The sequence below is a fragment of the Fodinicola feengrottensis genome (genome assembly GCF_039530045.1).
GTDB classification, from domain to species: domain Bacteria; phylum Actinomycetota; class Actinomycetes; order Mycobacteriales; family HKI-0501; genus Fodinicola; species Fodinicola feengrottensis.
The window spans coordinates 111,590-134,018 of sequence record NZ_BAAANY010000007.1 but is presented as its reverse complement, the minus strand read 5'-3'; the positions used below and the strand labels follow the sequence as shown (position 1 = coordinate 134,018).

19 protein-coding genes are annotated in these 22,429 nt (G+C 69.1%); 3 read left to right on the top strand and 16 right to left on the bottom strand.

The features are described 5' to 3' along the window. The 8 genes from ABD301_RS08940 to ABD301_RS08905 form a co-directional block, all read right to left on the bottom strand. Positions 1–285: hypothetical protein (locus tag ABD301_RS08940; RefSeq protein ID WP_344308820.1), on the bottom strand; the 285-nt coding region annotated here is incomplete at its 3' end. 111 nt (positions 286–396) lie between these two features. After that, positions 397–2,004: a peptidoglycan DD-metalloendopeptidase family protein gene (locus ABD301_RS08935; RefSeq protein WP_344308818.1), complete on the bottom strand. Its 1,608-nt coding sequence runs from the start codon at positions 2,002–2,004 to the stop codon at positions 397–399. A gap of 11 nt (positions 2,005–2,015) precedes the next feature. Further along, positions 2,016–2,741, bottom strand: a complete 726-nt coding sequence (locus ABD301_RS08930; RefSeq protein WP_344308816.1) for a hypothetical protein — start codon at positions 2,739–2,741, stop codon at positions 2,016–2,018. Further along, positions 2,738–5,038 carry a hypothetical protein gene (locus tag ABD301_RS08925; RefSeq protein ID WP_344308814.1) on the bottom strand — a complete coding sequence of 767 codons (2,301 nt, stop codon included), beginning with the start codon at positions 5,036–5,038 and terminating at the stop codon, positions 2,738–2,740. Before ABD301_RS08925 ends, ABD301_RS08930 begins: the two co-directional genes overlap by 4 nt. A 28-nt stretch (positions 5,039–5,066) precedes the next feature. Next, positions 5,067–7,979, bottom strand: coding sequence for an ATP-binding protein (locus tag ABD301_RS08920; RefSeq protein WP_344308812.1), 2,913 nt, complete (start codon positions 7,977–7,979; stop codon positions 5,067–5,069). Further along, a complete protein-coding gene (locus ABD301_RS08915; RefSeq protein ID WP_344308810.1) occupies positions 7,976–8,386 on the bottom strand; it encodes a hypothetical protein in 411 nt (136 codons plus the stop codon). The genes ABD301_RS08920 and ABD301_RS08915 overlap by 4 nt, the downstream gene beginning before the upstream one ends. 28 nt (positions 8,387–8,414) lie before the next feature. Next, on the bottom strand, positions 8,415–8,702 hold the full coding sequence (locus ABD301_RS08910) for a hypothetical protein (RefSeq protein WP_163573502.1): 288 nt from the start codon (positions 8,700–8,702) through the stop codon (positions 8,415–8,417). Positions 8,703–8,760: 58 nt separating this feature from the next. Continuing rightward, positions 8,761–10,158: a conjugal transfer protein gene (locus tag ABD301_RS08905; RefSeq protein WP_344308807.1), complete on the bottom strand. Its 1,398-nt coding sequence runs from the start codon at positions 10,156–10,158 to the stop codon at positions 8,761–8,763. On the opposite strand from ABD301_RS08905, the gene ABD301_RS08900 reads away from it, so the two are divergent. Next, entirely contained in the window at positions 10,109–10,600 is a 492-nt protein-coding gene (locus ABD301_RS08900) for a hypothetical protein (protein ID WP_344308805.1), read from the top strand. The two genes, ABD301_RS08905 and ABD301_RS08900, sit on opposite strands and share 50 nt — an antisense overlap. A 603-nt stretch (positions 10,601–11,203) precedes the next feature. On the opposite strand, the gene ABD301_RS08895 is transcribed toward ABD301_RS08900, so the two are convergent. Next, on the bottom strand, positions 11,204–12,220 hold the full coding sequence (locus tag ABD301_RS08895) for a hypothetical protein (RefSeq protein WP_344308803.1): 1,017 nt from the start codon (positions 12,218–12,220) through the stop codon (positions 11,204–11,206). Between the two features lie 129 nt (positions 12,221–12,349). Here ABD301_RS08895 and ABD301_RS08890 point away from each other — a divergent pair, with 129 nt between their 5' ends. Next, positions 12,350–12,772, top strand: a complete 423-nt coding sequence (locus ABD301_RS08890; RefSeq protein ID WP_344308801.1) for a hypothetical protein — start codon at positions 12,350–12,352, stop codon at positions 12,770–12,772. Between the two features lie 224 nt (positions 12,773–12,996). Here ABD301_RS08890 and ABD301_RS08885 read toward each other — a convergent pair whose 3' ends face one another. The 3 genes from ABD301_RS08885 to guaB all read right to left on the bottom strand — a co-directional run bounded on the left by ABD301_RS08885 (position 12,997) and on the right by guaB (position 17,848). Further along, positions 12,997–14,820 (bottom strand): hypothetical protein, encoded by a 1,824-nt coding sequence (locus ABD301_RS08885; RefSeq protein WP_344308799.1) that lies wholly within the window; start codon positions 14,818–14,820, stop codon positions 12,997–12,999. A gap of 389 nt (positions 14,821–15,209) precedes the next feature. Next, the gene (locus ABD301_RS08880; protein ID WP_344308797.1) at positions 15,210–16,328 is read right to left on the bottom strand and encodes a GuaB3 family IMP dehydrogenase-related protein; all 1,119 of its coding nucleotides are present in this window, start codon (positions 16,326–16,328) and stop codon (positions 15,210–15,212) included. 8 nt (positions 16,329–16,336) lie between these two features. Continuing rightward, complete coding sequence (gene guaB, locus ABD301_RS08875; RefSeq protein ID WP_163567721.1) at positions 16,337–17,848, bottom strand: IMP dehydrogenase; 1,512 nt, start codon at positions 17,846–17,848, stop codon at positions 16,337–16,339. A gap of 348 nt (positions 17,849–18,196) precedes the next feature. On the opposite strand from guaB, the gene ABD301_RS08870 reads away from it, so the two are divergent. Beyond that, a complete protein-coding gene (locus ABD301_RS08870; RefSeq protein ID WP_344309102.1) occupies positions 18,197–18,574 on the top strand; it encodes a DUF5319 family protein in 378 nt (125 codons plus the stop codon). Between the two features lie 156 nt (positions 18,575–18,730). Here ABD301_RS08870 and ABD301_RS08865 read toward each other — a convergent pair whose 3' ends face one another. The 4 genes from ABD301_RS08865 to ABD301_RS08850 all read right to left on the bottom strand — a co-directional run bounded on the left by ABD301_RS08865 (position 18,731) and on the right by ABD301_RS08850 (position 22,199). Then, the gene (locus ABD301_RS08865) at positions 18,731–19,579 is read right to left on the bottom strand and encodes a hypothetical protein (protein ID WP_344308795.1); all 849 of its coding nucleotides are present in this window, start codon (positions 19,577–19,579) and stop codon (positions 18,731–18,733) included. Then, a complete protein-coding gene (gene shbA, locus ABD301_RS08860; RefSeq protein WP_425551908.1) occupies positions 19,576–20,175 on the bottom strand; it encodes an RNA polymerase sigma factor ShbA in 600 nt (199 codons plus the stop codon). Before shbA ends, ABD301_RS08865 begins: the two co-directional genes overlap by 4 nt. A 276-nt stretch (positions 20,176–20,451) precedes the next feature. Continuing rightward, complete coding sequence (locus ABD301_RS08855; RefSeq protein WP_344308791.1) at positions 20,452–21,210, bottom strand: hypothetical protein; 759 nt, start codon at positions 21,208–21,210, stop codon at positions 20,452–20,454. A gap of 2 nt (positions 21,211–21,212) precedes the next feature. Then, entirely contained in the window at positions 21,213–22,199 is a 987-nt protein-coding gene (locus ABD301_RS08850; RefSeq protein ID WP_344308789.1) for a MerR family transcriptional regulator, read from the bottom strand. Between the last annotated feature and the right edge of the window lie 230 nt (positions 22,200–22,429).

Genomic DNA, 22,429 nt, shown 5'->3' with positions numbered 1-22,429 from the left:
GAGGCCGCTGCGGTGCACCGAGCCGGCCACGAACGCGGCCCCCAGCCCTACCGCGATGAGCATCGCGGTAGCCAACGCCTGGCGGTTGTTGAGCAGCGCGAGACCGGTCAGCGCACCGACGCCGACCAGGGCGATCGAATACGCCCGGCGGTAGTTCTTACGCGGGGTCGGGGTGGCCCGCTTGATGTCGGCCGACGCTGGCTCCAGCGCCGCCCGGACCAGCCAGCGGCCCAGGTCAGCGGCATTGGCCCGGGTCGGCAGCCGGCCGCCCAGCCACTGCCTCATCCGCGACGCCTTCATCCCCAGCCGGCTTTCACCATCGCTCTAACAGAACGGAAGCACCCTCGTCCATCGGACCGGAAAGATCCATCATTCCCTCTCCCCCCTCGGCCCCCGCTAGGCGGCAGTCGGTGTAAACCGCGCCGCACCCGCGTATTCGGAACTGTCGAGCACGTGGCTGCTGATCCGTACGGTCAAGCCCACATCGGGAGCTTCGACCATCTTCCCATTGCCGATATAGACCCCGACATGGTGCATGAATCCGGGCGTATCACCCGCGCTGTGGAAGAACACCAGGTCGCCTGGCTGCTCCTGGCCGCGCGGAACCTTCTGCCCCACGTTGTACTGCAGTGTCGCCCGATGCTCAAGAGTCACGCCCACCTGGGCCCACGCATAGAGGGCCAGGCCGCTGCAGTCGAAGCCCACCACCCCGTGGCCACTGCCGTCGCCGGCGGTGGGGCCGTGCGCGTCGCCGCCGGCCCAGATGTACGGCGTACCGATCCAGCGCTGCGCCGCCGCGGCGACCTTGTTGCCGATATCGCTGCCGCCGGCCGGCCCGTTGACGTTGTCCACACCGATGCACGATGTGTCGAGGCCGCCACCACCCTGGCCGGAGATCGGCGCCACTCCAATGGCGGCCAGTACGAGGTTGACCGCCGCCTGCTCCCATTTGGCGTAGTAGTCCGGGAAGGCGCTCCTCTGGACCGTCTGGGCCGCCACCGTGAGCGGCAGGCTCTGCCACCCCGGCACCTTCTCCAGGGCCCGGTAGAACAGCCCGGACGCACCGGCCGGGTCCATTCGTTCGGACAGCGGCCCCCAGCTGTCCCGCTGCTGGAAGAGGCCGCGGGAGTCCGGGCCAGCGGCGTCGCCCTGGTCGGTGTTGTGCAGGCTGGATTCCTGGATCGCGGTCGCCACCGCGATCACCCAGCCGCGCGGCGGGACGCTCATGCCCTTGCCGACGCCGACGATCGTCTTGACGTTGTCCATCTGGTCTTTGGTCGGTGTCAGGGTGTTCTGCCGGCCGGACGGCGGGCTCGGCATCAGCTGCGGCAGCCACTGCGCGTTGCTTTGCCCGGCCGGCTCCGAGTCAGCGGGCGGTGCCGGCGTACTCACGTCGGACACGTCGGCGGCCTGGGTGCCGGTGCCGATCCACGGCACCGGGTCGACCGCCTTGCCGCCGGTCAGCCGGCCGCCCACCCACACCTCGAAGTGCAGGTGCGGTCCGGTGGCCTGGCCGTTCGAGCCGACGTTGGCGATGTGCTGGCCGGCGGTCACCACGTCACCGATCTTGACCAGCAGGCCGTCGGCGTACATGTGCCCGTACACGGTGGAGATCTTCTGGCCGTTGATCTGGTGGTCGAGGACGATCCACTCACCGAAGCCGGTGGCCGGGCCGGACTTGACGACCGTGCCGGCGGCGGCCGCGTATATCGGGGTGCCCAGCGGCGCCGCGAAGTCCTGGCCGAGGTGGCCTTCCTGCTGGCCGGTAATCGGGTTGGTACGCGGTCCGAAGGGGCTGGTCTTGGTGCCGGCGCCCTTCAGCGGATCCAGCAGCTTGCCGTTGGGCGCGCTCACGATCGGCAGTCCTCCGACCCCGTCGGGGCCGCCACACATCGCGTACGTGCTGATGCTGGAGTAGAGCGACGAACCGGTGAGAGTGGTGAACAGGGTGATGCCCATCAGCATCGAGACGAACGCGACGCTGGCTGCGATGATGATGCCCATACGGGACACGGTCAGTCCTCCCGGGGAGGCGCGGTCCGATGGGGGTCGGCGGTCATGGTGGCGATGACCAGCGGTCTTGCCACGTCCCGCAGCTCGATGTCCCAGGACACCGTCTGCTCGGTGTCCGCGCGGGTGGAGCCGTCGATCGCGACCAGCGTTCGTTGTACGGTCACCCGCCACAGCTGGGCAGGGCCGTCCGGGGCGATGCCGGACCAGACGTGGACGGCCGCGGTCACCCTCGGGTTGGTGGCTTTCACACCCTGGTCGGACGTGAACTTGTAGTACTGCTGGATCAGATCGCTGGCATCACTGGCGAAAGCTGGCACCGCGATCGGGCTCCAGGAGGCGACCCAGTCCGCCGACGACGTGCTGCTTAGCGGTGCGTAGACCGAGAACCGGGCCGCGAACACCCGGGCCGTCGTCTCCATCAGGCTGCCGCCGGCCAGTCCCGGGGTGGCCTCGGGCGCCACGTCCCCGACGCTGTCGGTGGTGGGCAGCCCCAGCGAGGCCTCGATCTGCCCTGGCGAGGACAACCCGGTCGGCGCCGGGCCGGGGGTGCCGGTCGGGCTGGGCGTGAGCGAGGCCGGCGCCGGCGGGATGACCGGCACGGACGCGGCCTGGGTGGGCGTGTCACCGGAGCGGATCACGCCGAAATAGACCACCACCACGACCAGCACCAACACGACGGCGAGAGCGCCGCCGAAAATGAGTCCTCGTTTCCCGGCCGGCACGCTCATCTACGGTCCCGCATCGGGACCCCTTGGGACGGCACCCGCTCCGGAGCCGGGGCGCCCGCTGGTGGCGGGGTGGCCGGCTGGTGCGGCGGCGGGACGTAGACCACGTTGGACGTACGCTGCGACCCCGCGCTGACGCCCCGGCTGCTGGCCGCCGCACTGTCCAGCGCACCGGCCGCCCGGTCCGCCTTGGCGGCCAGCCGGTCGATGCTGGAAGCGGCGCCGCTGTCCGCCGGCGCTGGCTGCGGCCGCTGCGGCACCGGCTGGCTAGGCACCGGGATCTCGCCGTGCGTGGTCTTGGTGTCGTCGGCGCCGGCCCGCAGCACCCCGGGCAGGAAGTTGCCGATCGAGCGGATCCGGTCGCCGGTCTGGCTGCCACCACCGCCGCCGGCGCCCGCGCCGGCCGCACCGGCGGCCGCGCCGACACCGCCCATGCCGGCAGTCGCCGCGGTCTTCGCGATGGCCTCGACCTGGTCGCCCTTCTGGGCGATGTTCTCCACCTTGCTCAGGTAACCGCTGAGCAACCGCTGACTGCCCTCGCCGTGTTCGTAGAAACTTCGACTGCCGGAGAAGTTGAAGGTGAACGCCTCGGCGAAACGTTTCCTATACAGCAGGCCAAAAGCAGCGACCAGCGTGATGAAGAGAATCTTGATCGTCCACGGCACGCCGTTGGCGTTCAGCAGTGCCTGGTAAAGCCCGATGACCAGGCCGGCGAACAGGCCAAGCACGATCCGTTTGGCGAACGAGCCGAGCAACAGCTCCGCCCATCTGAGGAACACCCGCATGCCAAACCCTGGGATCAGGCCGAAAAGCGCGGCCGGCAACGCCAGCATCGCGAACATGATGCTGGAGATTTCCAACAGCAGATAACTCACCGAGATCGCCAGGATGATAATGCCGACCATGATGCTGGCGAAAAGCGCGAGCAGCGCGATGAGGAACCGGCCACCTGCCTGCCCGCCGCTGTAATACTGCCAATAACCGGCATCTTTGTTAGCGGTGATGTCGGAGTAGCTGATGACGTTCAGTCTTTCCAGCGAATTCACCCCGAAGACGGACGTCAGCATCGAGTCGCGGTCGTCCTTCTTGTCCTTGAAGCTGCTCAGGTTCGTACCTGATCCCCCGCCTGAGGTGTAGAGGGTCGGATCTTTCTTGTTGTTGTTGATGTCCGGGTACGAGTAAGCCTGCTGGTGCAAAATGCGGCCACCAACGGTCTCGTCGTACGTGCCAAGCTCACCGATCACCCAAGGACTGAAGACAGTCGCTCGGTAGAGGGCGTCGGCCGCGCAGCCGACCGCACTCACCCGGGTGGAGTCGGTAGCGGTGGTCGTACCAGCCCAGTTTCTCGGGTCGCTGACACAGTCCGGGCTGGAAAACGCCGAGATCATCGTCGACGAGATGGTCACCGTCTGGTCGTTGACCCAGTTCAGCATTCCGGAGAAGTTCGCGCCCACCGAAATGAAGGTCGCGAGGCCGGCCACCAAAACCATCTGGATGAACTTGCCCCAGAACGTGGAGGCCGGCAGCTTTCCGAACAGGAAACGCCACAACATCACAATGGCCGCAATCAGCACCGCGACCGCGAAAAGGCTCGAGTAAATGGTGGCGTGGGTCTGCGCGATCACCTGGTCCAGCAGCGAGGGAGCACCGCCATTGCTGGCCAGGAAATACCGCAGGATGTCGCCGGTAAAGGTGACCTGGAAGACGTTGATCGTGACGACACTGATGATCTTCGCGAACTGGAACACCTGGTTCGACACGTTGTTGAAGATCTGCCCGACGAAGTCCGTGCAGTCCAGTTGGTAGGTCGTCCAGTACGTGCCAGCCGCCCCGTACTGGCCCCAGATCGATCCCTTCAGGTCGCCTGCCGCACCAGCCGCCGTTGGTGAGCCCGCCGCCGCGGCGGCCTGGGCCGCCTGACTCACCAGCGGCGTGCCAGCACTCACCCCGCTGAGCGAGATCAGCGACATGACGCCCTGATCGGCCCGTTCTGGCACGAACGGCGTGCGGTTGCAGGTGGTGTTGGCGGGGTTGATGCCGGGCAGCGCGGCGGCCGGCTGCGCGCCGGAGATGCCGATGCCAACCATCACCATCGCGATCATCAACAGGCCGGTCGCGCGCCGGCCCAGCCGGGCCAGCGAGCGGCGGTTGCGGTGCACGAGACCGAGCGGGCCGCGGCTCGCGGACCGGCGGCTGGACCGGGCGACGCTGTCCAGGAACGCCCGGTCGGCGCCGGCGAGCCGGCCGACCCGGATGCCGGTGACGGGCGTCGTCGCTGGTGCAGCGTGGGCTGCCGCCATGAAGGTGCTCCTCAGTCCGCTGGGGAAACTACTGACCGAGCGGAGGTCCGCCGACATAGCGGGCGCCCGCGAGGTTGGATGAGGTCGCCGTTGACCCGTCTTCGTACTGCTGTGCCGCCGGCCCATCGTGCGGCCCGGTGTCCGGTTTGGTCAATGAGGGAGCGCCGCTTGGTACGGCTGACTCATCGGGCTTGATCGTCACCGGCGCGCCGGTCTCGGCCTCGATCCGGGCGCGCAGCGCCTCCGCCTCGGCCTCGGTGTCGACCACGCCCAGCACCCGGCCGGTCACGTCGGTGACGATCCGGCGGGCCGAGGACTGCACCCGGCCGGTGCCGTCGTCCGGCGTGGAGTCGAAGGCCACCGTGACCTCCGGCAAATACGACATGTCGATCCGCATGGTGCCGACGTGGCCGCGAATGTCCCGCATGATGCACTCGGAGTTGCGGCCGGTCGGCAAGGTGGCGACCGCCTGCCGGTGCTCCGGGTTGTCGGAGATCCGCAGCAGTTCCAGATCCGCGGTGATCTCCTCCGCGTCCTCGGACCGGAACACGAACATCGTGGTCAGACAGTTGCGTACGTCCTCGGCCAGCAGGTCCTTCGCGTTCTGGCTGACCAGTGCGAGCGCGGTGTTGCGGGACCGGCCGAGCCGGGACACCTCGGCGATCAGCTGCGCGCCCTGGGTGGTCTGGGTCAGCGCCCACGCCTCGTCGATCACCAACGCCTTCGGGCCGGTGAACAGCGGGTCCACGATCAGCGTCCTGGTGTAGTGGGTGACCAGGTAGAGCAGCGTCACCGACAGTCGTTGCGCGTACGTGTAGCGGTCCTGCGGGGTCGACGCGGACGGCAGCGAAAGCCCGGCGAGGGTGATGATGGTGAGCCGGTCGCGGGCGATCTTCACATCCGAGCGTGCACTGGAGAAGCACAGGTTTCCCAGCGGCAGCTCGGAAATCACCTCCAGCAGGTTGCCGGCGCTCTTGGCCACCGAGATCATCTGATCGGTGTACGCCGAGCGGCTGTCGTTCATGGTCTCAACGCCGCCCTTGAGCAGCAGCTCGACGACCTTGCGCAGGTTCGGGTACGGCAGGACGGCCACCTGCCGGATTGCCGAGACGATCGCGTTTTCCCGCTCGGCGGTCATTTCCCCACCCAGCAGCAGCCGCATCGTCTCCATCGCCAGCAGGGTGCCCTCCTCGCGCGACTCGGCCAGCGAGAACGGGTCCAGCAGGCCGGCCATCCGGCTGCCCAGCTCGAGGATTCGCACGTCGCCGAGACCACCCAAAGTGGCCAGTCCCTTGGCGTCGCCCTTGGGGTCCAGCAAAACGGTGGTGATGCCGCGTGAAGCTGTCTGATACGCGATGGTGAGGGTGGTGAAGGTCTTGCCGCCACCGGGCGCGCCGACGATCGCGATGCCCGGCGGTTTGTTGTTGCGTGGCGCGAAAAGCGGGTCGAAATGCACGATCTCCTGGCTGCGCCCGGTGGTCCGCCCGATGTACGGCCCCTCGCCGTCGCCGAGGCTGTTGGACGCGGTGAACAGGCCCGCCGCGATCGCCTCCAGCTCCTGCACCTGCCGGTACGCCCTTACCCGCAGCCGGGTCTTGTCGCCGGGGAACTGCTCGGTGAACAGCCGGAGCTGGTCGTTCGGCGTCCACGCCACGTCGATGCCGATGTTCCGGTAGTGCTCGATCAGCACCTCGCACCGCCGGGTCAGCTCGTCCGGATCCTCCGCCGAGACCATCAGCCGGCCGGCGCCGTACACGATGTATTTGCGTTGCCGCTCCACGTCAACGTCCAGCTGGCGGCCGTCCGCGAAGGCGTCCTGCACGCCGGTCGGCACCTCGGCGCCGGCCTCCTGGATGTGCCGGCGCTGGCCAGCCACCTTCTGAATCTGCTTCTCGACGTCCTTTTTCGCCTTGCGCGGCGGGTGAATCTCCCAGCGGGCCGAGAACTCCACCGGGAAACCCAGCGACGGGTCCTCCGCGTGGTGGATCCACGGGTTGCCGTCCCAGGTGTCCATTTCCCTGGGAATGCGGGAAACGCAGAGGGTCGCCACGTACGAGTCGAAGAACCGCTGGGGCGTGGTGGTGTTCGAATTCTGCGCGTGCGCCTCGTGCTGCTTGACGAAATCCCAGTTCGGCTGGGTGATTTTCAGATAGTACGGGCTTTCCGCGTTGTCGATGAAACCCTCGGCCAGGTGCTGCACCTCGCCGCGACCCCAGGGTTTGGCGCTCTTGTGGGAAACCGAGGGCGCCGGCATCGCCGGATGCATCTGGTGCTGGAAAAGCCACGCCACCTCGGCCGCTGTCGCTGGCACCGCGCCAAAAGCGCTGCCGGCGAGCACTCGGTGGATGGGCCGGGCCGAGCCCTGCCAGCGGTCGATCTCCTTCTGGTCGACCACGTCGTCCTCGCCCACCAACAGCTCGGCACTGAACGACACGAACTTGGACAGCGAGGTGAGCAGCGAGCGGATCATCCCGGTGGTCTCGGTGACCCGGGTGCCCAGCCTTACCCCCAGATAGACCTCTTTGCGCAGGAACTGCTCGCTCCACAGGTGCTGCTGCTGGGCCACCAGCAGGTTGCGCCAGCCCGGCGAGCCGATGGTCGTCCGGTTGTCCAGCCGCTCCGCCCAGTCGGCGATGTTGTATTCGCGAAAGACCGTCTTCAGGTGAATCTGGCAGTCCTGCAGACCAGCCATCCCGTGCGCGTAGCTGGAAATCAGCCGGTCCCACTCGTCCGCCGTACGGAACTCCACGGAAACCGTGGGAAGCCGAAGATAGGTCCAGGCCTCGGTGTCGGTCAGCAGGATCTGGTCGTCGAAATACCGGACCGCGAGCCGCTCCGGCAGAGTCGGGATGTTCCGGGCCGCGTTTGTACGCTCCCAGCGCCGCACGCCGACGTACAGAAAGGCGCCGATGAGGATGATCAGCAGCAGATAAGCGGTCATCTCGGGTCACCGTCCAACTGGTTGTCCGGGACCCACCGGGAGGCCGTCAGCAGCACCCGACGGCTCGGCGGAGCACCGGTCAGCGCGGCCAGCCGGCGCGGCTCGGACTGGCGCACCAGCCACGAGGACAGCCACTCCTCAGAGGTTTTCTCGTGCGCGATCGGCCGGTCCGCGTACAGCAGCACGATCACCGGCGGCACCGCGATGATCATCGTCGCGAACCCGAGGTTGCCGACCCAGTTCGGTACGCCCAGGAGCAGGCAGAGCGGCACCCAGACCACCGCGGCGGCCAGCCCGGCGAGCACCTGCGGGATGGAGATGCCGTTCTTGACCGGCAGCCGGATGTCGTCGAACGCGTAGATACGCACGCGCATGTTCCACGCGTGGGTGAACGTCCGGACGATCATGGCGCTCCCTCTCCCCTGGTCAGCCGAGCTAGCTCAAAATGCCGTTGAGAATGCCGCCGAGCGCCCCGAGGATCGTGTCGCCGAACTTGATCAGCGCGAACACACACGCCCCCAGGAAAACGAACCCGATGAAGCCGGCCAGCGACCGGTTCTCCCCGAACAGGTATTTCAGTCCGACGAGACCGATCAGGATCCCGGCGATGGGTGCGACGAAGTTCTGCAGGTTCTGCGCAATGCTGTTCCCGGACGGCGCGGCCAGCGGCGCGCTCGCGTGCACGCTGGTGACGACCTGAACCGCGGTGTCGAGCAGTGACATGGACTTTCATCTTCCTTTCGCGGCTGTTCAGCAAAACCAGGCGCATGGTGATCGGCCCTCAGCGGGCCGGTCCGGACGGCTTGGCGGACGGTTGCCCGCCGGCCGGCGGGGAGTTGGACGGGCTGCCGGCGTGCGCTCCCGCGCTCGGCGACTGGCCGGTGGCTGGCACCTGGTTGCCGGACGGGTTCGGCGCGACCCCGCCCTGCTGCGGCGCGATGTCCGAGCTCGGCGCGCCGCCGGCGAGGCTGAGCACGCCCCACCGGTCAACCTTGATCAGGGTCACCTGATACGACTGCGCGAGCACGCCACCGGACGGGGTCTGCCACGACACGTTGACGGTGGCCACCCGCTGGTTCGGATCGGCGCCCTTGGTCGCCGTCGGCACGATCACCCGGTCCACCGACACGAGTTTGACGCTGCCCGCGAGGCCGGTCACGGTCGACCCGGTCGAGAGCGTGAGCGGGAGGTCCGAGCTGGAGGCGCCGTACGCCCGGAAGAAAGAGTTCAGCACCGGCGACAGCTGCGCCTCCAGGGTGCCGTCCTCGTCGGTCACGTTCGGGACGGTCACCGGCGCGGCCGCTGGGCAGGCCACATAGGCCGTGTACGACGTGATCGCGAGCGTCTGGCCGCGGTTCGGCGAGAAGACCCCGACCTGCATGCACGTCCAGCCGCCGGGGCTCAGATACGCGGTGAGCTGGACGACCGCGTGCTGGTCGTCGGACGCCGACACCCCGGCCGGGATCGGGCTGCCGATCACCTGCTGGACGCCCTTGCCGTCCCAGCCCAACTGCAGGTTGGTGGTGCTGGGGAAGAAAGGTTGCAAAGCGGTCGAGCGGTTCTGCGGGTTGTTCTCGTCCCAGGAGAAATACGCCTGGGCGAACCGGGTCGCGTACGCCGAGGCCGCCTGGGTCGGGAAGTTCGAGCCGGCCGGGGCGGTGGGCGGGTCGTACAACGCCTTGCCGGCCAGCCGATAGACGCCGTTCAGCGCGATCACCGCCAGCACGACGACGATCAGGGTCTTCACCGCGAACTGCATCCAGCGACCGCCGGCCAGCGGGCTGGAGCGGCGCTTGCGGGCCGCACCGGTGGGCACCACGGTGCCGCCCTGGACCTGGAAGCCGGGGTCGTTGGGGTCGACCGGCGGAGGCTGGGCGGCGCTCTGGCGGCCCTTCTTCTGCCTTGGCTGCCTCGGTTGCTTCGGCTGCTTGGCTTGCTTGGCCTTGCGGCCCTTCGGCTTGCCGGCCGGGACCTCCGGCTGGCCGCTCGCCGGCGGCGGCACATACACCCCGGGCTGGGCCGGCTGGTACGTCCCGGGAGACGGGATCTGCTGCGGCGGGGCGTACGCCGGCGGCGGCGCGGCCAGTGGTGCCGCGCTGACGGGCTGTGGCGCCCACGCGGACGGCGCCGTGCCTGGCCGGGCCGCCGGTGGCCGTACCGTCGCGGCCGGCTGGGGCATGCTGGGCATCCCCGAGGTAGGCATCCCCGAGCTGGGCATTCCGGAGGCAGGAATGCCGATGGTGGGAGGCGCCGAGCCGAGCGGAACCGAGCCCGGCGGGGCTGAGCTGGGGGCTGGCGGCACCGGGGTGGCCCGGCCGACCGGCGCGTTGGGGCCCCGGCCGGGGCCAACCGCGGGCTGCGTGCCGGTCGGACCCGGCGCCGGCGACCACCCGTTGGGCGGGCCGGAGGCGGGCGTACGGAACGACGGAGGCGCGCTCGCCGGCGCGTTGACCGGGCCACCGGACACTGGGATTCCGGACGCAGGGATTCCGGACGCTGGACGCCCCGGCTGGGGCTGGCCCGGCTGGGGTTGGGCGGACGCGGGCACGCTGTATGTCGGCTCGCTATACGTCGGGGTGCTGTACGTCGGCCCGGCGGGCAGCTGCGTCGTACCAGCCTGACCTGGCTGCGGAACAGCCGCCTGACCAGCGGCCGGCGGTGCTGACGCCGGCCGACCCGACTGCGGACCACCCGGCCGCGGACCAGCAGGCAGCGGACCACCAGGCTGCGCGGGACCAGAGACCGGAGCTCCGGACAGCGGGACAGCGGACTGTCCAGTGGCCGGCCGGCTGGACTGCGGCGGGACCGCCGCGGAACCCGTCTTGGGCTGCGCCGGAGTCGTACCAGCGGCACCGGCCGTACCAGTGGCGCCGGCCTGCTTGCCGCGACCGGGCGCCCGGAACACCGGGCCCCTGCTCACGTATTGAGTGACCTCGTTCGGATCCTCGACCGCTTCTGGCGGCTGCCCCGACCCAGGGGTCGTCGACGGGCCGGACGACTGGCTGCCCGGGTGTGCGGGCGCGCCGTCGCGACCGCGCACGCCGTCGTTAGTCATCGAGTGAACTCCCTGTCCCGCCTCTCGGTGCTCCGCCTACCTCCGGCGGGGCTGCTACCTACCATCATTCCTGCTCTCGTACCCGCGCCGCGCAACGCATCCACAGGCAGCGTCATCACGCCGCGTAAACATGTCGGCACGGTCCATGGTCGCAGATATCGGGCCGAGATCAGAGCCGGTTGGGCGAACTATCACCCTCTGTCCCGTCTGTGGATACACGCGGGACGGAACGGCCCTGGCCAGCGGGGTCCGGGGCCGCCGGCGGACCGCCGGCACTCGGCGGCAACGACGAGGCGGCCGATACCGAGGGTGACGAAATCGGTTGATTCGGATACAGCTGGCCCTGTGGATAACCGGGTTGGGGAGGGCACGAAGGAGTCGTCTGCGGTTGGGCGGCGGGGGCATAGGGGTCGACCGGGGGTGCCGGTGGCTGCGCCGCGAAGGTGCCGGGCTGGTCCGGTTGATACTGCCAGGGGTCGACGGTGGGCTCCACGCCGGCCGTGCCCCGCTCAGCTGGTTCGGTGACCGGCGACAGCGGGTTGCTGATGGGCTGGCCATCGTACGAGAACGGAGTTGCCTCGCCGGCCTGCGCCACCATCTCGTCCCGCAAGTCCATGATCGCCTGCGCCCTTACCCGGATCTGCTCCCGCAACGAGACCGAGCGCTGCACGTCGCCCTCGCGCTCAGCGGCCAGCGCCTCGCCGGCCGCGTCGATCGACTCGTCGGTCCGCGCGTACGAACCGGTGAGCACCTGGCTGGCCCGCTCGGCCTCGAAGAGTTGGCCGGCCAGCCGGTCGATGTCCACGCAGGCGATCGACATCTCCTTGAGCACCGGCTCCAGGTTGACCGGCACCTCCACGCTCATCGGCGGGTGCTCGGACAGCCGGCGGTCCAGCAGCAGCAGCCCGGCCGACAGCACGAAGCAGACCAGCGGCACCAGCCAGGCCGTCCAGCCGGCGGTGTTGCGTACGGTCGCCACGCACGAGGCGACCAACGTCAACACGCCAGCCGCGCCGAAGATCAGCACCAGCCAGCTGACCAGCCGGCGGATCCGCAGCTGCTGTTGCTCCCGCTCCGGGTCCTCGCTCACCTTGCTGACGAACACACCATCGGCGTCTCCCGGCGACCGCCGACGCAGCAGTCGCCGCAGCGGCCCACCCGAGCCGTTCGATGCCACTGATGTCACCCCGTTCCACCGCTGGCCGGCTGCCGCGAGCCGGCGTCCGGTTCACGATAGATTGCCACCCGGACCGGCTCTGGCCAACCTCCCACTACCCGCCGCTGAGGAGCCCGTTGGAAACGCCCTGGTGTGCCGGTGGATGACGATGCCGAACGTACGACCGCGACCGTGCTGTCAGCGGTGGCCGTCTGGCGACGCGCGGCCGCCGGAGCTCGGCCCGTACGACACGTGGAGCTGCGGCTGCTGGTCGAGGACCCCCATGACGCTGCTGTCCCGGACCACGAGGTCTCGCTGACGCTGGTCGACCCGGCCGCGTACCGCCGTGGCCAGCGGATCCCGGTCGTCGTGGACCGGCGTACCGGCCAGGTGTCGCTGCCGGCCTTACAGCGTTCCTCTCTCGACGTCGGCCTCACCCTGAAGGTGCTGGTCGGCGTGGCCGTCCTGGTCGCCGTCGTCGGCGCTGTCACCTTCTTCATCCTCCAGGCCCGCCAGCCCGTCGTCGTACCGCCCGTCCCCACCCCGTCCGGCACCGCCGCCCCATCGCCGCGCTCCTCCTAAGCCGTCGTGCCCGCCTGATGTCCGCATGCCCCGTGGGGGGCCTGGCGGCGAGTGCGGGACTTTAACCCACACTCGACGTCGAGCGCAGAACAAAGTCCCGCACTCGACGAAAATCCAGCCCGGAGGGTTGTGCCGCGGTAGACGTGGACAGGGCCATGAGACGTCCGCAACGCCCCGCTCCTTGCGGCTGGCGCAAGGAACGGGGCGTTGCGGGGTAAAGAACCTCAGACGGTCTGGAGCATCTCGGCTCGTACGGGCTGGATCAGCGACGGGCTGACGGCCCGGTTTTCCGCGATGGCGCGGTCCCATTCGGTACGGGCCACCACCCAGACGACCCGGTCGCCGGGGTTGAGGCCGGTGTCGACGGCACCGTTCGGGACGTGCGAGAGGCGTACCACACCGGTCGCACATACCCAACCGGACCACGCGCCGCTGTCGTCGAACCACATGACCTCGACACCGGGACCGAGGATCAGCTCGGCACTATCCCGGCTCGTCGGGGCGCTCACCGGCCGCTCGACCGGCGCCGGCGCCTCGATCCGCTCGGCCACCTGATACGGCTTCCACGCCTGCTGGTTCGCCATCGACTCGCTGCCGGCGGCCCGGCCCCAGACCTGGTCATCCCAGGTCGGGCCGGTCCGCACCGGCTCGACCGGGGCGGCGGCCATCGGTGGCGGCTGGACCCGCGGGAAGTCCGTACGGACCGGCATCTGTCGCTGCAGCGCCTGCGCCACCCTGCGGCGGGTGACCTGTGGGCTGACCTGCGACCGCGGCGCCACCGGGACCGGCGCGGACCTCGGCACCGGCCGTGCCGGCGGGGCGTCCAACGGCACGGTCGGGAGTCGATCTGGTGCGACCGGAAGGCGATGCGCCGGGGCCTGCTCGGTCGGATAGAGCACCGAACGGGCCCGCCGGACGATCATGTCCAGCTGGGTCGGGGTGTAGATGGTCTCGCCGTAGCAGATGCGGTCGACCAGCAGCGACGGCTCCAACATCACCACGTCGACCGGGCCGTCGAGCTCGCGCGGCGACACGGTGGCCGGTACGACGCCCGGATACTGCGGCGGGAAGGTCGCACCGGGCAGGGCGACCAGCGGGAGCACTCTCACGCGGAGGGCGTCGGAGACCGCGTACGCGCTGACGGCCGCGTCCAGCAGCAGGTCGTCCATGCTGCGGTTCTCCACCGCGACCCGGCGGGTGGCCGAGACGTTCAGCTGCAGGCGACCGATCGCGTCGGCGACCATCACGCCGTAGACGCCGGTCTGGGCCACCACGTACGCGTCGAACTGCAGGCGGGCGCCGAAGTCCCGCGGCACCGACATCTGGTGCAGCACGGTGGCCTTGCGCGGCGCGTCCGCCAGCCGGTCGATGATCTCGCGCTGCTCACCGGTGGACTGCTCGTACAGCCGGGACACCCGGGACCGCTCGCGCACCCTGGTGACGTAAGCGCCGACAGCGCCGGTGCGCCAACACAGGTACGTGGCAATCATGGTCCATCCGATCAGCACAGTGACGCCGGGCGCGAGCAGCGCCAGCGGGCCGGCCGCGGACGCGTTGATAGCCCAGCACACCATGATGCTGAGCCAGGAGCTGCGGGAGGGCAGGAGGACGGCCAGCAACCAGACCAGGACGCCGGTGAAGAGGATGGACCCGGCGGACTGGCTGAGCTGGATCACCGGATCGGCGGCCGGGCCGTGCAGGCCAGCCACCGCGGCCACCACGGGAGCGGTCACGGCCCACCACATGATGGCGGTGGCGGTGCCGACGACACTGTGCCGGCGCAGGCCGCTCACCCAACACAGACCCGCGGCGAGCCCGACGGCGAGGCCAGCGGCGACCCACCACTGCTCGACCACGATCGCGATGCCGACCAGACCGGCGGCGATGACTAGCGCGAAAACTGTTCGTGAGTCGATGCCCCGGCGGTGCCGATGGGCACCTGCGCGGGCTCCCTCACCCTGTTCGAAAGCCGCGGAGCCCATCGCCAGGAACGACCGGCGGACGCCGCTTGGGGCACGTTGCGTGCCGCCCAGCCGCATGGACGACATTTGCCTCCTCCACGCCCCGGGGCAGGGACGGATTCACACTGCGACCGGGCCCCCCGCGGTCGACGTCTGGCGAACGCATGCAAGTTATGTACGCGCAATTGTGAGCCATCGCTACGCCGGTGTAGGCGACGCCCCATGGTGGCAGAAACACGGTGGGTAAGGCTAGGAATCCGCCAGAAAAATGTGGTCAGAACATCTTAGTGCGATAAGTAACACACAAAATATTACCAGCGCGTGATTCGTTGGCGACTCTGTGTCGACATCCGATGTCCAGAGGGTTAATCCTTGCCAATTCAATCATTTATTGGGACCACGCTTCGCCCTGCGGGACAACGCAAAGATCCATGCCATCGGGTTGCCGTTGCATACAGAGTCGTACGCAGCAGCACTCAGTTCCGATCCAGCACCAGTTCCACTTTCTGGAACTCCTTCAGATCCGAGTAACCCGTCTTGGCCATCACCCGGCGCAACGCGCCGAACAGGTTCTTGTCACCGTCCGGACTGTCCGCCGGGCCCAGCAGCAACTCACGCAGAGTGCCCAACGCCTCCTCCGGCGCGGCCGCGAACTGGCCGCGCGGCAGCTTCGGATGCGCCGCCACCGACTCCCACCAGGCGCCCCGAGCGGGCGCTTCGGCGGCTCCGGACAGCGGCTCGCCGAGCATCACCGCGTCCGCGCCGCAGGCGATCGACTTGGCGATGTCACCGCTGAAGGTCACGTCGCCATCGGCGATGACGTGCACGTACCTGCCGCCGGTCTCGTCCAGGTAGTCCCGCCGGGCGGCGGCCGCGTCGGAGATCGCGGTCGCCATCGGCACCCGGATCCCGAGCACTCGATCGGTGGTGCTCCACGCGTCCGCGCCGATGCCGACGATGACCCCGGCCGCGCCCGTACGCATCAGGTGCAGCGCGGTCTTGTAGTCCGCGCAGCCGCCGACAATGACCGGAGTGTCCAGGTCCGCGATGAACTGCTTCAAATTCAGCGCACTGTCCACATTGGACACATGTTCGGCCGAAACGATGGTGCCCTGGATAACCAACAGATCCACGCCGGCCGCGAGCACCGTCGGGGCCAGGTCCTGGGTGTGCTGCGGGGAAATCCGGACCGCCGTGGTCACGCCGCTGTCCCGAATCTGCCGGATCCGTTCTTCGATCAGGTCCTTCCGCACCGGCTCGGCATAGATTTCCTGCAGATAGCCGGTGGCACCGTCGGCTTTCTCGGAGATCTGCTCGAGCAGCGGCTCCGGATCCGAGTAACGGCACCACAAACCCTCGGCGTCCAGCACGCCGAGGCCGCCGAGCTGACCGACCGCGACCGCTGTTCGCGGGCTCATGATCGCGTCCGACGGGTGCGCCACCATCGGGATGTCGAACCGGAAGGCATCGATCTGCCAGTGCGTCGAGACCTCGTCCACGTCCCGGGTCCGTCTGGAGGGCACGATCGCCACGCTGTCCAGCCCGTACGCCTCGCGGGCACTCTTGCCCATGCCGATCTGCACGATGTCACCCATCTTCAGCCTCAGCGGCCGGAGTAGTTCGGGGCTTCGACCGTCATCTGTACGTCGTGCGGGTGCGACTCGCGCAGCCCCGAAGCGGTGATCCGGAGCAGCTTGCCGTGTCGCTGCAGCTCTTCGATCGTGGTGGCACCAACGAAACCCATCGACGCCGCCAGCCCGCCGACCAGCTGGTGGGCGACCGCTTCCAGCGGGCCGCGGTAGGGCACCTGGCCCTCGATGCCCTGCGGCACCAGCTTGTCGTCGGAGAGCACGTCGTCCAGGCCGTACCGATCCTTGGAGTACGAGCGGGCCTGGCCGCGGGACTGCATCGCGCCCAACGAGCCCATGCCGCGGTAGGACTTGAATTGCTTGCCGTTGATAAAGATCAGCTCACCCGGGCTCTCCTCCACGCCGGCCAGCAGCGAACCGAGCATCACCGTGTCAGCGCCGGCGACCAGCGCCTTGGCGATGTCACCACTGGCCTGGATGCCGCCGTCGCCAATCACCGGCACGCCCGCCGGCCGGGCCGCACGGGCCGCGTTGTTGATCGCGGTGACCTGTGGGACACCCACCCCGGCAACGACTCGGGTCGTACAAATAGAGCCTGGCCCCACGCCCACCTTGACCGCGTCCGCGCCGGCCTCGACCAGCGCCCGGGCGCCTTCCTCGGTCGCCACGTTGCCGCCGATGACCTCGACCGTGGTGTCTTTTTTGAGCATCCGGACCATGTCCAGAACCATCTGCGAGTGCCCGTGCGCGGTGTCCACGATCAGCACGTCGACACCCGCGTCGATCAGCAACCGAGAGCGTTTGTAGGCATCGTCGCCAACGCCGACCGCGGCCGCCACCACCAGCCGGCCGGAGGCGTCCTTGGTGGCCAGCGGGTAGGCCTCGCGCTTGGCGAAGTCCTTGACGGTGATCATCCCGGACAACCGGCCGGAGGCGTCGACCAGCGGCAGCTTCTCCACCTTGTGCCTGCGAAGCAGGCCGAGCGCGGTCTGGGTGTCCACCCCGACCGGGGCGGTGACCAGCGGCATCGGGGTCATGACCTCGCGTACGTTCCGGGAGAAGTCGGTCTCGAACCGCATGTCCCGGTTGGTGACGATGCCGACCAGCAGACCGCCCTCCTCGACCACCGGCACGCCGGAGATCCGGAACTTCGCGCACAGCTGGTCGACATCGGCGAGGGTGTCCCGCGGCGAGCAGGTGATCGGGTTGGAGATCATCCCGGCCTCGGACCGCTTCACCAGGTCGACCTGGGACGCCTGGTCCTCCGCTGACAGGTTCCGGTGCAGCACCCCGATGCCACCCTGGCGGGCCATCGCGATCGCCATCCGGGCCTCGGTCACGGTGTCCATCGCGGCCGACAGCAGCGGGATCCGCAGCGAGATCGACCGGGTCAGCCGGGTGCTGGTGTTGGCGCCGCTGGGCGCGATCCGGCTCTCCGCGGGCAGCAGCAGCACGTCGTCGAACGTGAGGCCGATCGGCAGGTTCATGTCGGGCACCGGCGGGAAGTCGGACTCAGCGGCAGCCATAGAAGCGGATCTCGATTCCCCGGCACGCGGCCGGTAAGGCGATGAGGTGGCTGGGAAGGTCATTCCATCGTAGCGATCCTGTTCGCCGCCCTGATCAGGCCCGGTACGTGCCGTTCCCCACCACCGCGTACGTCCGCTGAGTGAGCGGCACTGGCGCACGGCGGTCTGCTCGCGCGTTGCGCGGTGGCCGGCACGTTGTCGGCTGGCGGGCGGCTCGTCCTCGGTTGGCGGGTGGCTCGTTGCCGGTTGGCTGGCGGCTCGTACGATCAAGATCAACTCCGCCCGGCGCTGCCCAGAGGCAGGCCGGTTCGGCCGGCGGGCTACGGTGGTGGCGTGCACGAGGAGCCGATGGACCCGTTCGCCGGCGATCCCGCCGACCCGACCCGGGCACTCGACAACACCGAGCTGGACAGCGCCAGCGCGATGCCGCTGAGCCCAGCCGAGCGCCAGGACGTGCTTGACGACCTGGCCGACCTTGAGGTTTATGAAGCGCTGCTCGCTCCCAAGGGCTATCTCGGCCTGGTGGTGGAGTGCGAGGACTGCCAGATCCCGCACTACTTCGGCTGGAGCCTGTTTCGCGCCAACCTCCGCCACCTCCTGGAAGCCGGCGAAAGCCGCGTCCACGAGCCGGCCTACAACCCGAACCCAGCGCACTACGTCATCTGGGAATATGCCCGCGGCTACGCCGACGGCATCCAGGACGCCGCTGCCGACTCCGACGAGTAGTTCGTCGCCGCATCGGGCTACCACAACGTCAAGTTCGCGACACCATAGTTGTTGATCTTGATTAGTTGGCCTATCCAAAACGGATATTTTAGACCGATGTCCGTTTTGGGTGGGCCAACTAACCAAGATCAACACCAGTCAGCCACGGCGGGAATCTTAACGCTGGTACGGCGGCTGGGCCTTGTCCGATCCGTCGTTTCCCGGCTTGGTCGGGCTGATCGTTGGAGTGATCGGGGAGCTGGGCGATCCGGCGGCGGAGCCGGTGGGCGCTGGGGCGCCCGGGTGCGCGGTGGCGGACGGTCGCGGGTGCGCGCCAGGGGTGTTCGGCGCCGATTGCTTCGCGGCACCGGTTCCCGGTGAGCCGGGGGCAGTGGGTCGGCCGGAGGCCGGGGGCTCGCCGCGTAGCCGGGCGAGCTGGTTTTGCAGGTCCTCAAGGCGCGCCTTCAGCGCGACCGCTCCGTCGGTGGGTTGCACGTCGGCCAGCGCGGTCTGGGCCTTCGCGAGTTGGTCGGCGGCCACGCTGAGCTGGCCGGCGTGAATGGCCGCCTCGGCCTTGTTCAGCATCGCGGTGACCTCGTGCGAGGACTGCACCGATCGGGCCCGCTCGGTGTTCAGGGCCAGCGCGATCGGCCAGAACGTGCTGTCCGGTCCGGCCCCGGTGGCCGCAGCGACGCCGCCGACCGAGCCGATGCCGAACACCGCGACCGCAGCGGCGACCAGGATCTTGCGACCGGCGCGGCCGAAGAACCGGGTGGGGTTGTTCGCCGGCTCGCGGACCGGACCGGCGCCGACCGGCTCGCGCGGCGCGGAGATCTCAATGGTGTTGCCGGCCACGTCCAGGTCGGCACGCCAACGGAACAGCAGGTCGACGACCGGGTCGCCGTTCACGCCGTGCGGGCGGTCGCCGCGACCAAGCGCGCTGACCAGCGACTCGTCGCGGTTCAACGCACCAATGTCAACGGCGGCTTTGCGCTTGCCGGACTCACGGGGGTCTCGAAAGCTCATGCCGACACCTCGTTGGCACTCGACTGCACCATCTCGCGAAGCCTGTTCAGCGCGCGGTGCTGGGCCACCCGTACGGCACCTGGCGACATCCCCAGCACCGAGCCGGCCTCCTCGGCGGACAGCCCGACGGCGACCCGCAGCAGCACGACCTCACGCTGAATGTCGGACAGGTTGCCCAGCAGCTCGTGCACCCGCGCGGCCCGATCAGCCGCGAGCGCGGCCTGCTCCGGGTCGTTGGCAGAGTCGATGACGTCCGGCAGAACCTCGACAGGCTGGCTGAGATCACGGCTCGCGCCGCGATGCGCGTCCGAAACTTTGTGTGAGGCGATCCCGAAGACGAACGCGCTGAAAGGACGTCCGACATCGCGATAACGGGGAAGGGCAGACATCACCGCGATGCACACCTCCTGAGCCACGTCGTCCGCTGTCGTGTACGCGCCGCCACCGGTGCGCCCCAGACGAGCCCGGCAGTAACGGACCACCATTGGCCTGATGCGGGTAAGCAACTCGGCGATCGCCTCGGAGTCCACGGGGTCCACTGAGGCGGCGCGGGCGGCGATGGCACTGAGCTCCCGCTCGCCGTCCTTCCCATCCATCGCGGCGGTGATCCCTCTCGTTACGGCTGTGACCACATTCGGCACCTGTCGCCGAACAGCAGACGGTAAACCCTGGAGGTGGGCCGACGACACTCTATCGTCCGCCCCGCTCCGGTACGTAAGCCCGGTGGGACTGTCCGCACCCGGACAGTTCGGAAAATCAGCCTAGACCAGCGCATATACCGGCGGCGGGGGCCATTTTTCGCGGCCGTACGGTCACCCTCAGCTGCCGTTAGGTGGCAGGAATCCTTTCCTCTTCGGCTCTTGCGATGTCGGTCACACCGTGAAACGCCGTACGTCCGAACGGCCGAGCCATTCCAGCCGTACGTCCGAGGGCAGCCCATCGGCGATCTCGCCGACCGCCGCCACTGCCTCCGCATGCCACGCCTGCCGCCGGTTCGGATCGTGGTCGGCGAGCACCGCGGCCACGACCCAGCCGACCGCGGGCGCTGGGTACGCCCGCGCCGCCGCAGCCGCCTCGACCAGGTCACCGAGGCCGGCCTCGGCGCGGCCGCCGACCACCTGGGCGACCCCGGCGAAGAGCAGACTCTTGGCGAGGTGCCAGCGAAGACCGGCCTGCCGGGCCAGCGAGACGCATTCGGCCGACCCAGAGACCGCCGCCGACGCGTCACCGCTCATCAGCGCGATCTCGGTGGCCACCCAACCGGCCAGCACTCGTACGGCAGCGTCCTCGATCGATCCGGCGGCGGCCAGCCACTGCCGGGCCAGCGACGGATCCGCCGTACCCACCGCGTCCGCCGCCAGCCCCAGCCGGGCGGACGCCTGGAGCGTCCGGTTCTCGACGGCCCGCTCGGCGGCTTCGTCACACTTTCGAGCGTCCAGATACCGGCCAAGTTGGCGAAGTGTCGATGCTCGCGCGATCACTCCCAGTGACGTCTGGTCCACTCCGATGGGATCGTCGCGGATCAGACCGACCGGATCGGGCGCACGCTCGTACGCGGGCGTGGCGGCCAGCACGACTCCGTATTCACCAACTGCCGCGGACCGGGCCAGTCGCGACCCGAACTCGTCCACAGTCAGGATGAAACGGCATGCATGAGAGCACTGACGGCGCTGTCGAGGCCGCGTACGTGTCGCGCCTTGCGGGGCAGCGCGACGGACTGCCAGCCGGGGCCGGCGGTGATGATCTCGGTCCGCGGCCGGGTCACTGGCAGGCTCGCCAGCACGGCAGGATCCGCGGTCGTCATGGACTCCGCCCACAGCAGCAGCGCGGCCGCGCCGGTCTTGCGGACCGATGCGGCGAGCGCGTCGGCCGGCACCGAAGGACCCAGGTTGCGGACCGCTATGTGACGGTCGGCGAGCACCGCCGCGAGCACCGAAAGCGGCAGCTGGTGGTGCTCCCCCGGCGCACAGCCGAACAACAGCGGGCGGCGCCCGACCGGCTCGGCGAGCCGGGCCGCGTAGTCGCGGAAGGCGGTGTCGGCGGCATAGCCGACGAGCCGCTCCACGGCCGTACAGTCCGCCGCGTTCGGCCACCGGCGGGACGCCGCGTCGAGCACTGGCTCAACCAGGTCACGCCAGGTCAGCAGTGCTCCGTGGGCGGCGATCGAGCGGCGGACAAGATCGCTCACCGCGGCCGCGGACATGCTGTTGGCGGCGCGTACGAGATCGCGCTGGACGGGTGTCCCCGCCGGCGGCGCGACCACGTTGACCGCGGTCGAGGTGCGCTGCGACGGGGCGCGGGAGACGCTGCCAGCGCGCGCGTCGGTGGACAGCACCGAACGGGCCGCGTCGGCCGCCGGCATGCCAGCCAAGGTGAGCCTGCGCATTGCCTGCAGCCGGCCCAAGTCTCGCTCGGTGTAACGCCGGTGGGTGCCACTCTCGTGCCCAGACGGCCCCAGGCCGTACCGCCGCGCCCACGTCCGCAACGTCGCTGGAGCCACCCCGAGCCGGCGGGCCACCGCCGCTACCGTCAGCACTAGCTCGACCTCTGCGGCCCCGCCGTCGCCGGTTTGACCGGCGCCGTCGGGCTCGGGTTGGTGCGTGCTTAGCTGGACCGACACAGGTGTCAGGATCGCACGGGATTTGCGGACGGCAAGTCGAGTTTTGGTTTTCCTCGTCCACATCGGGGCGGATTTCGGGCCGAACTGGTGGCCCTGGCAGGGCGCTTCCGGTAAGTCATATTTTGCGGTGAAAAGCCCGTTTGGCAAGAAGTTACAGAAAGCGATGATTCGACGGTGATGACAAACGTCGAACAATGTTTGCAACGAACCTCTTGAACAACCTATGGCGC

Bases quoted from the DNA above. Each gene is read 5' to 3' on its own strand.
- ABD301_RS08930 (WP_344308816.1), bottom strand. From the start codon at position 2,741: ATGAGCGTGCCGGCCGGGAAACGAGGACTCATTTTCGGCGGCGCTCTC.
- ABD301_RS08925 (WP_344308814.1), bottom strand. From the start codon at position 5,038: ATGGCGGCAGCCCACGCTGCACCAGCGACGACGCCCGTCACCGGCATC.
- ABD301_RS08915 (WP_344308810.1), bottom strand. From the start codon at position 8,386: ATGATCGTCCGGACGTTCACCCACGCGTGGAACATGCGCGTGCGTATC.
- ABD301_RS08885 (WP_344308799.1), bottom strand. From the start codon at position 14,820: ATGTCGTCCATGCGGCTGGGCGGCACGCAACGTGCCCCAAGCGGCGTC.
- ABD301_RS08905 (WP_344308807.1), bottom strand. From the start codon at position 10,158: ATGCCCCAGCCGGCCGCGACGGTACGGCCACCGGCGGCCCGGCCAGGC.
- ABD301_RS08935 (WP_344308818.1), bottom strand. From the start codon at position 2,004: ATGGGCATCATCATCGCAGCCAGCGTCGCGTTCGTCTCGATGCTGATG.
- ABD301_RS08865 (WP_344308795.1), bottom strand. From the start codon at position 19,579: ATGAGCTTTCGAGACCCCCGTGAGTCCGGCAAGCGCAAAGCCGCCGTT.
- ABD301_RS08910 (WP_163573502.1), bottom strand. From the start codon at position 8,702: ATGTCACTGCTCGACACCGCGGTTCAGGTCGTCACCAGCGTGCACGCG.
- ABD301_RS08880 (WP_344308797.1), bottom strand. From the start codon at position 16,328: ATGGGTGACATCGTGCAGATCGGCATGGGCAAGAGTGCCCGCGAGGCG.
- shbA (WP_425551908.1), bottom strand. From the start codon at position 20,175: ATGGATGGGAAGGACGGCGAGCGGGAGCTCAGTGCCATCGCCGCCCGC.
- ABD301_RS08870 (WP_344309102.1), top strand. From the start codon at position 18,197: ATGGACCCGTTCGCCGGCGATCCCGCCGACCCGACCCGGGCACTCGAC.
- ABD301_RS08920 (WP_344308812.1), bottom strand. From the start codon at position 7,979: ATGACCGCTTATCTGCTGCTGATCATCCTCATCGGCGCCTTTCTGTAC.
- guaB (WP_163567721.1), bottom strand. From the start codon at position 17,848: ATGGCTGCCGCTGAGTCCGACTTCCCGCCGGTGCCCGACATGAACCTG.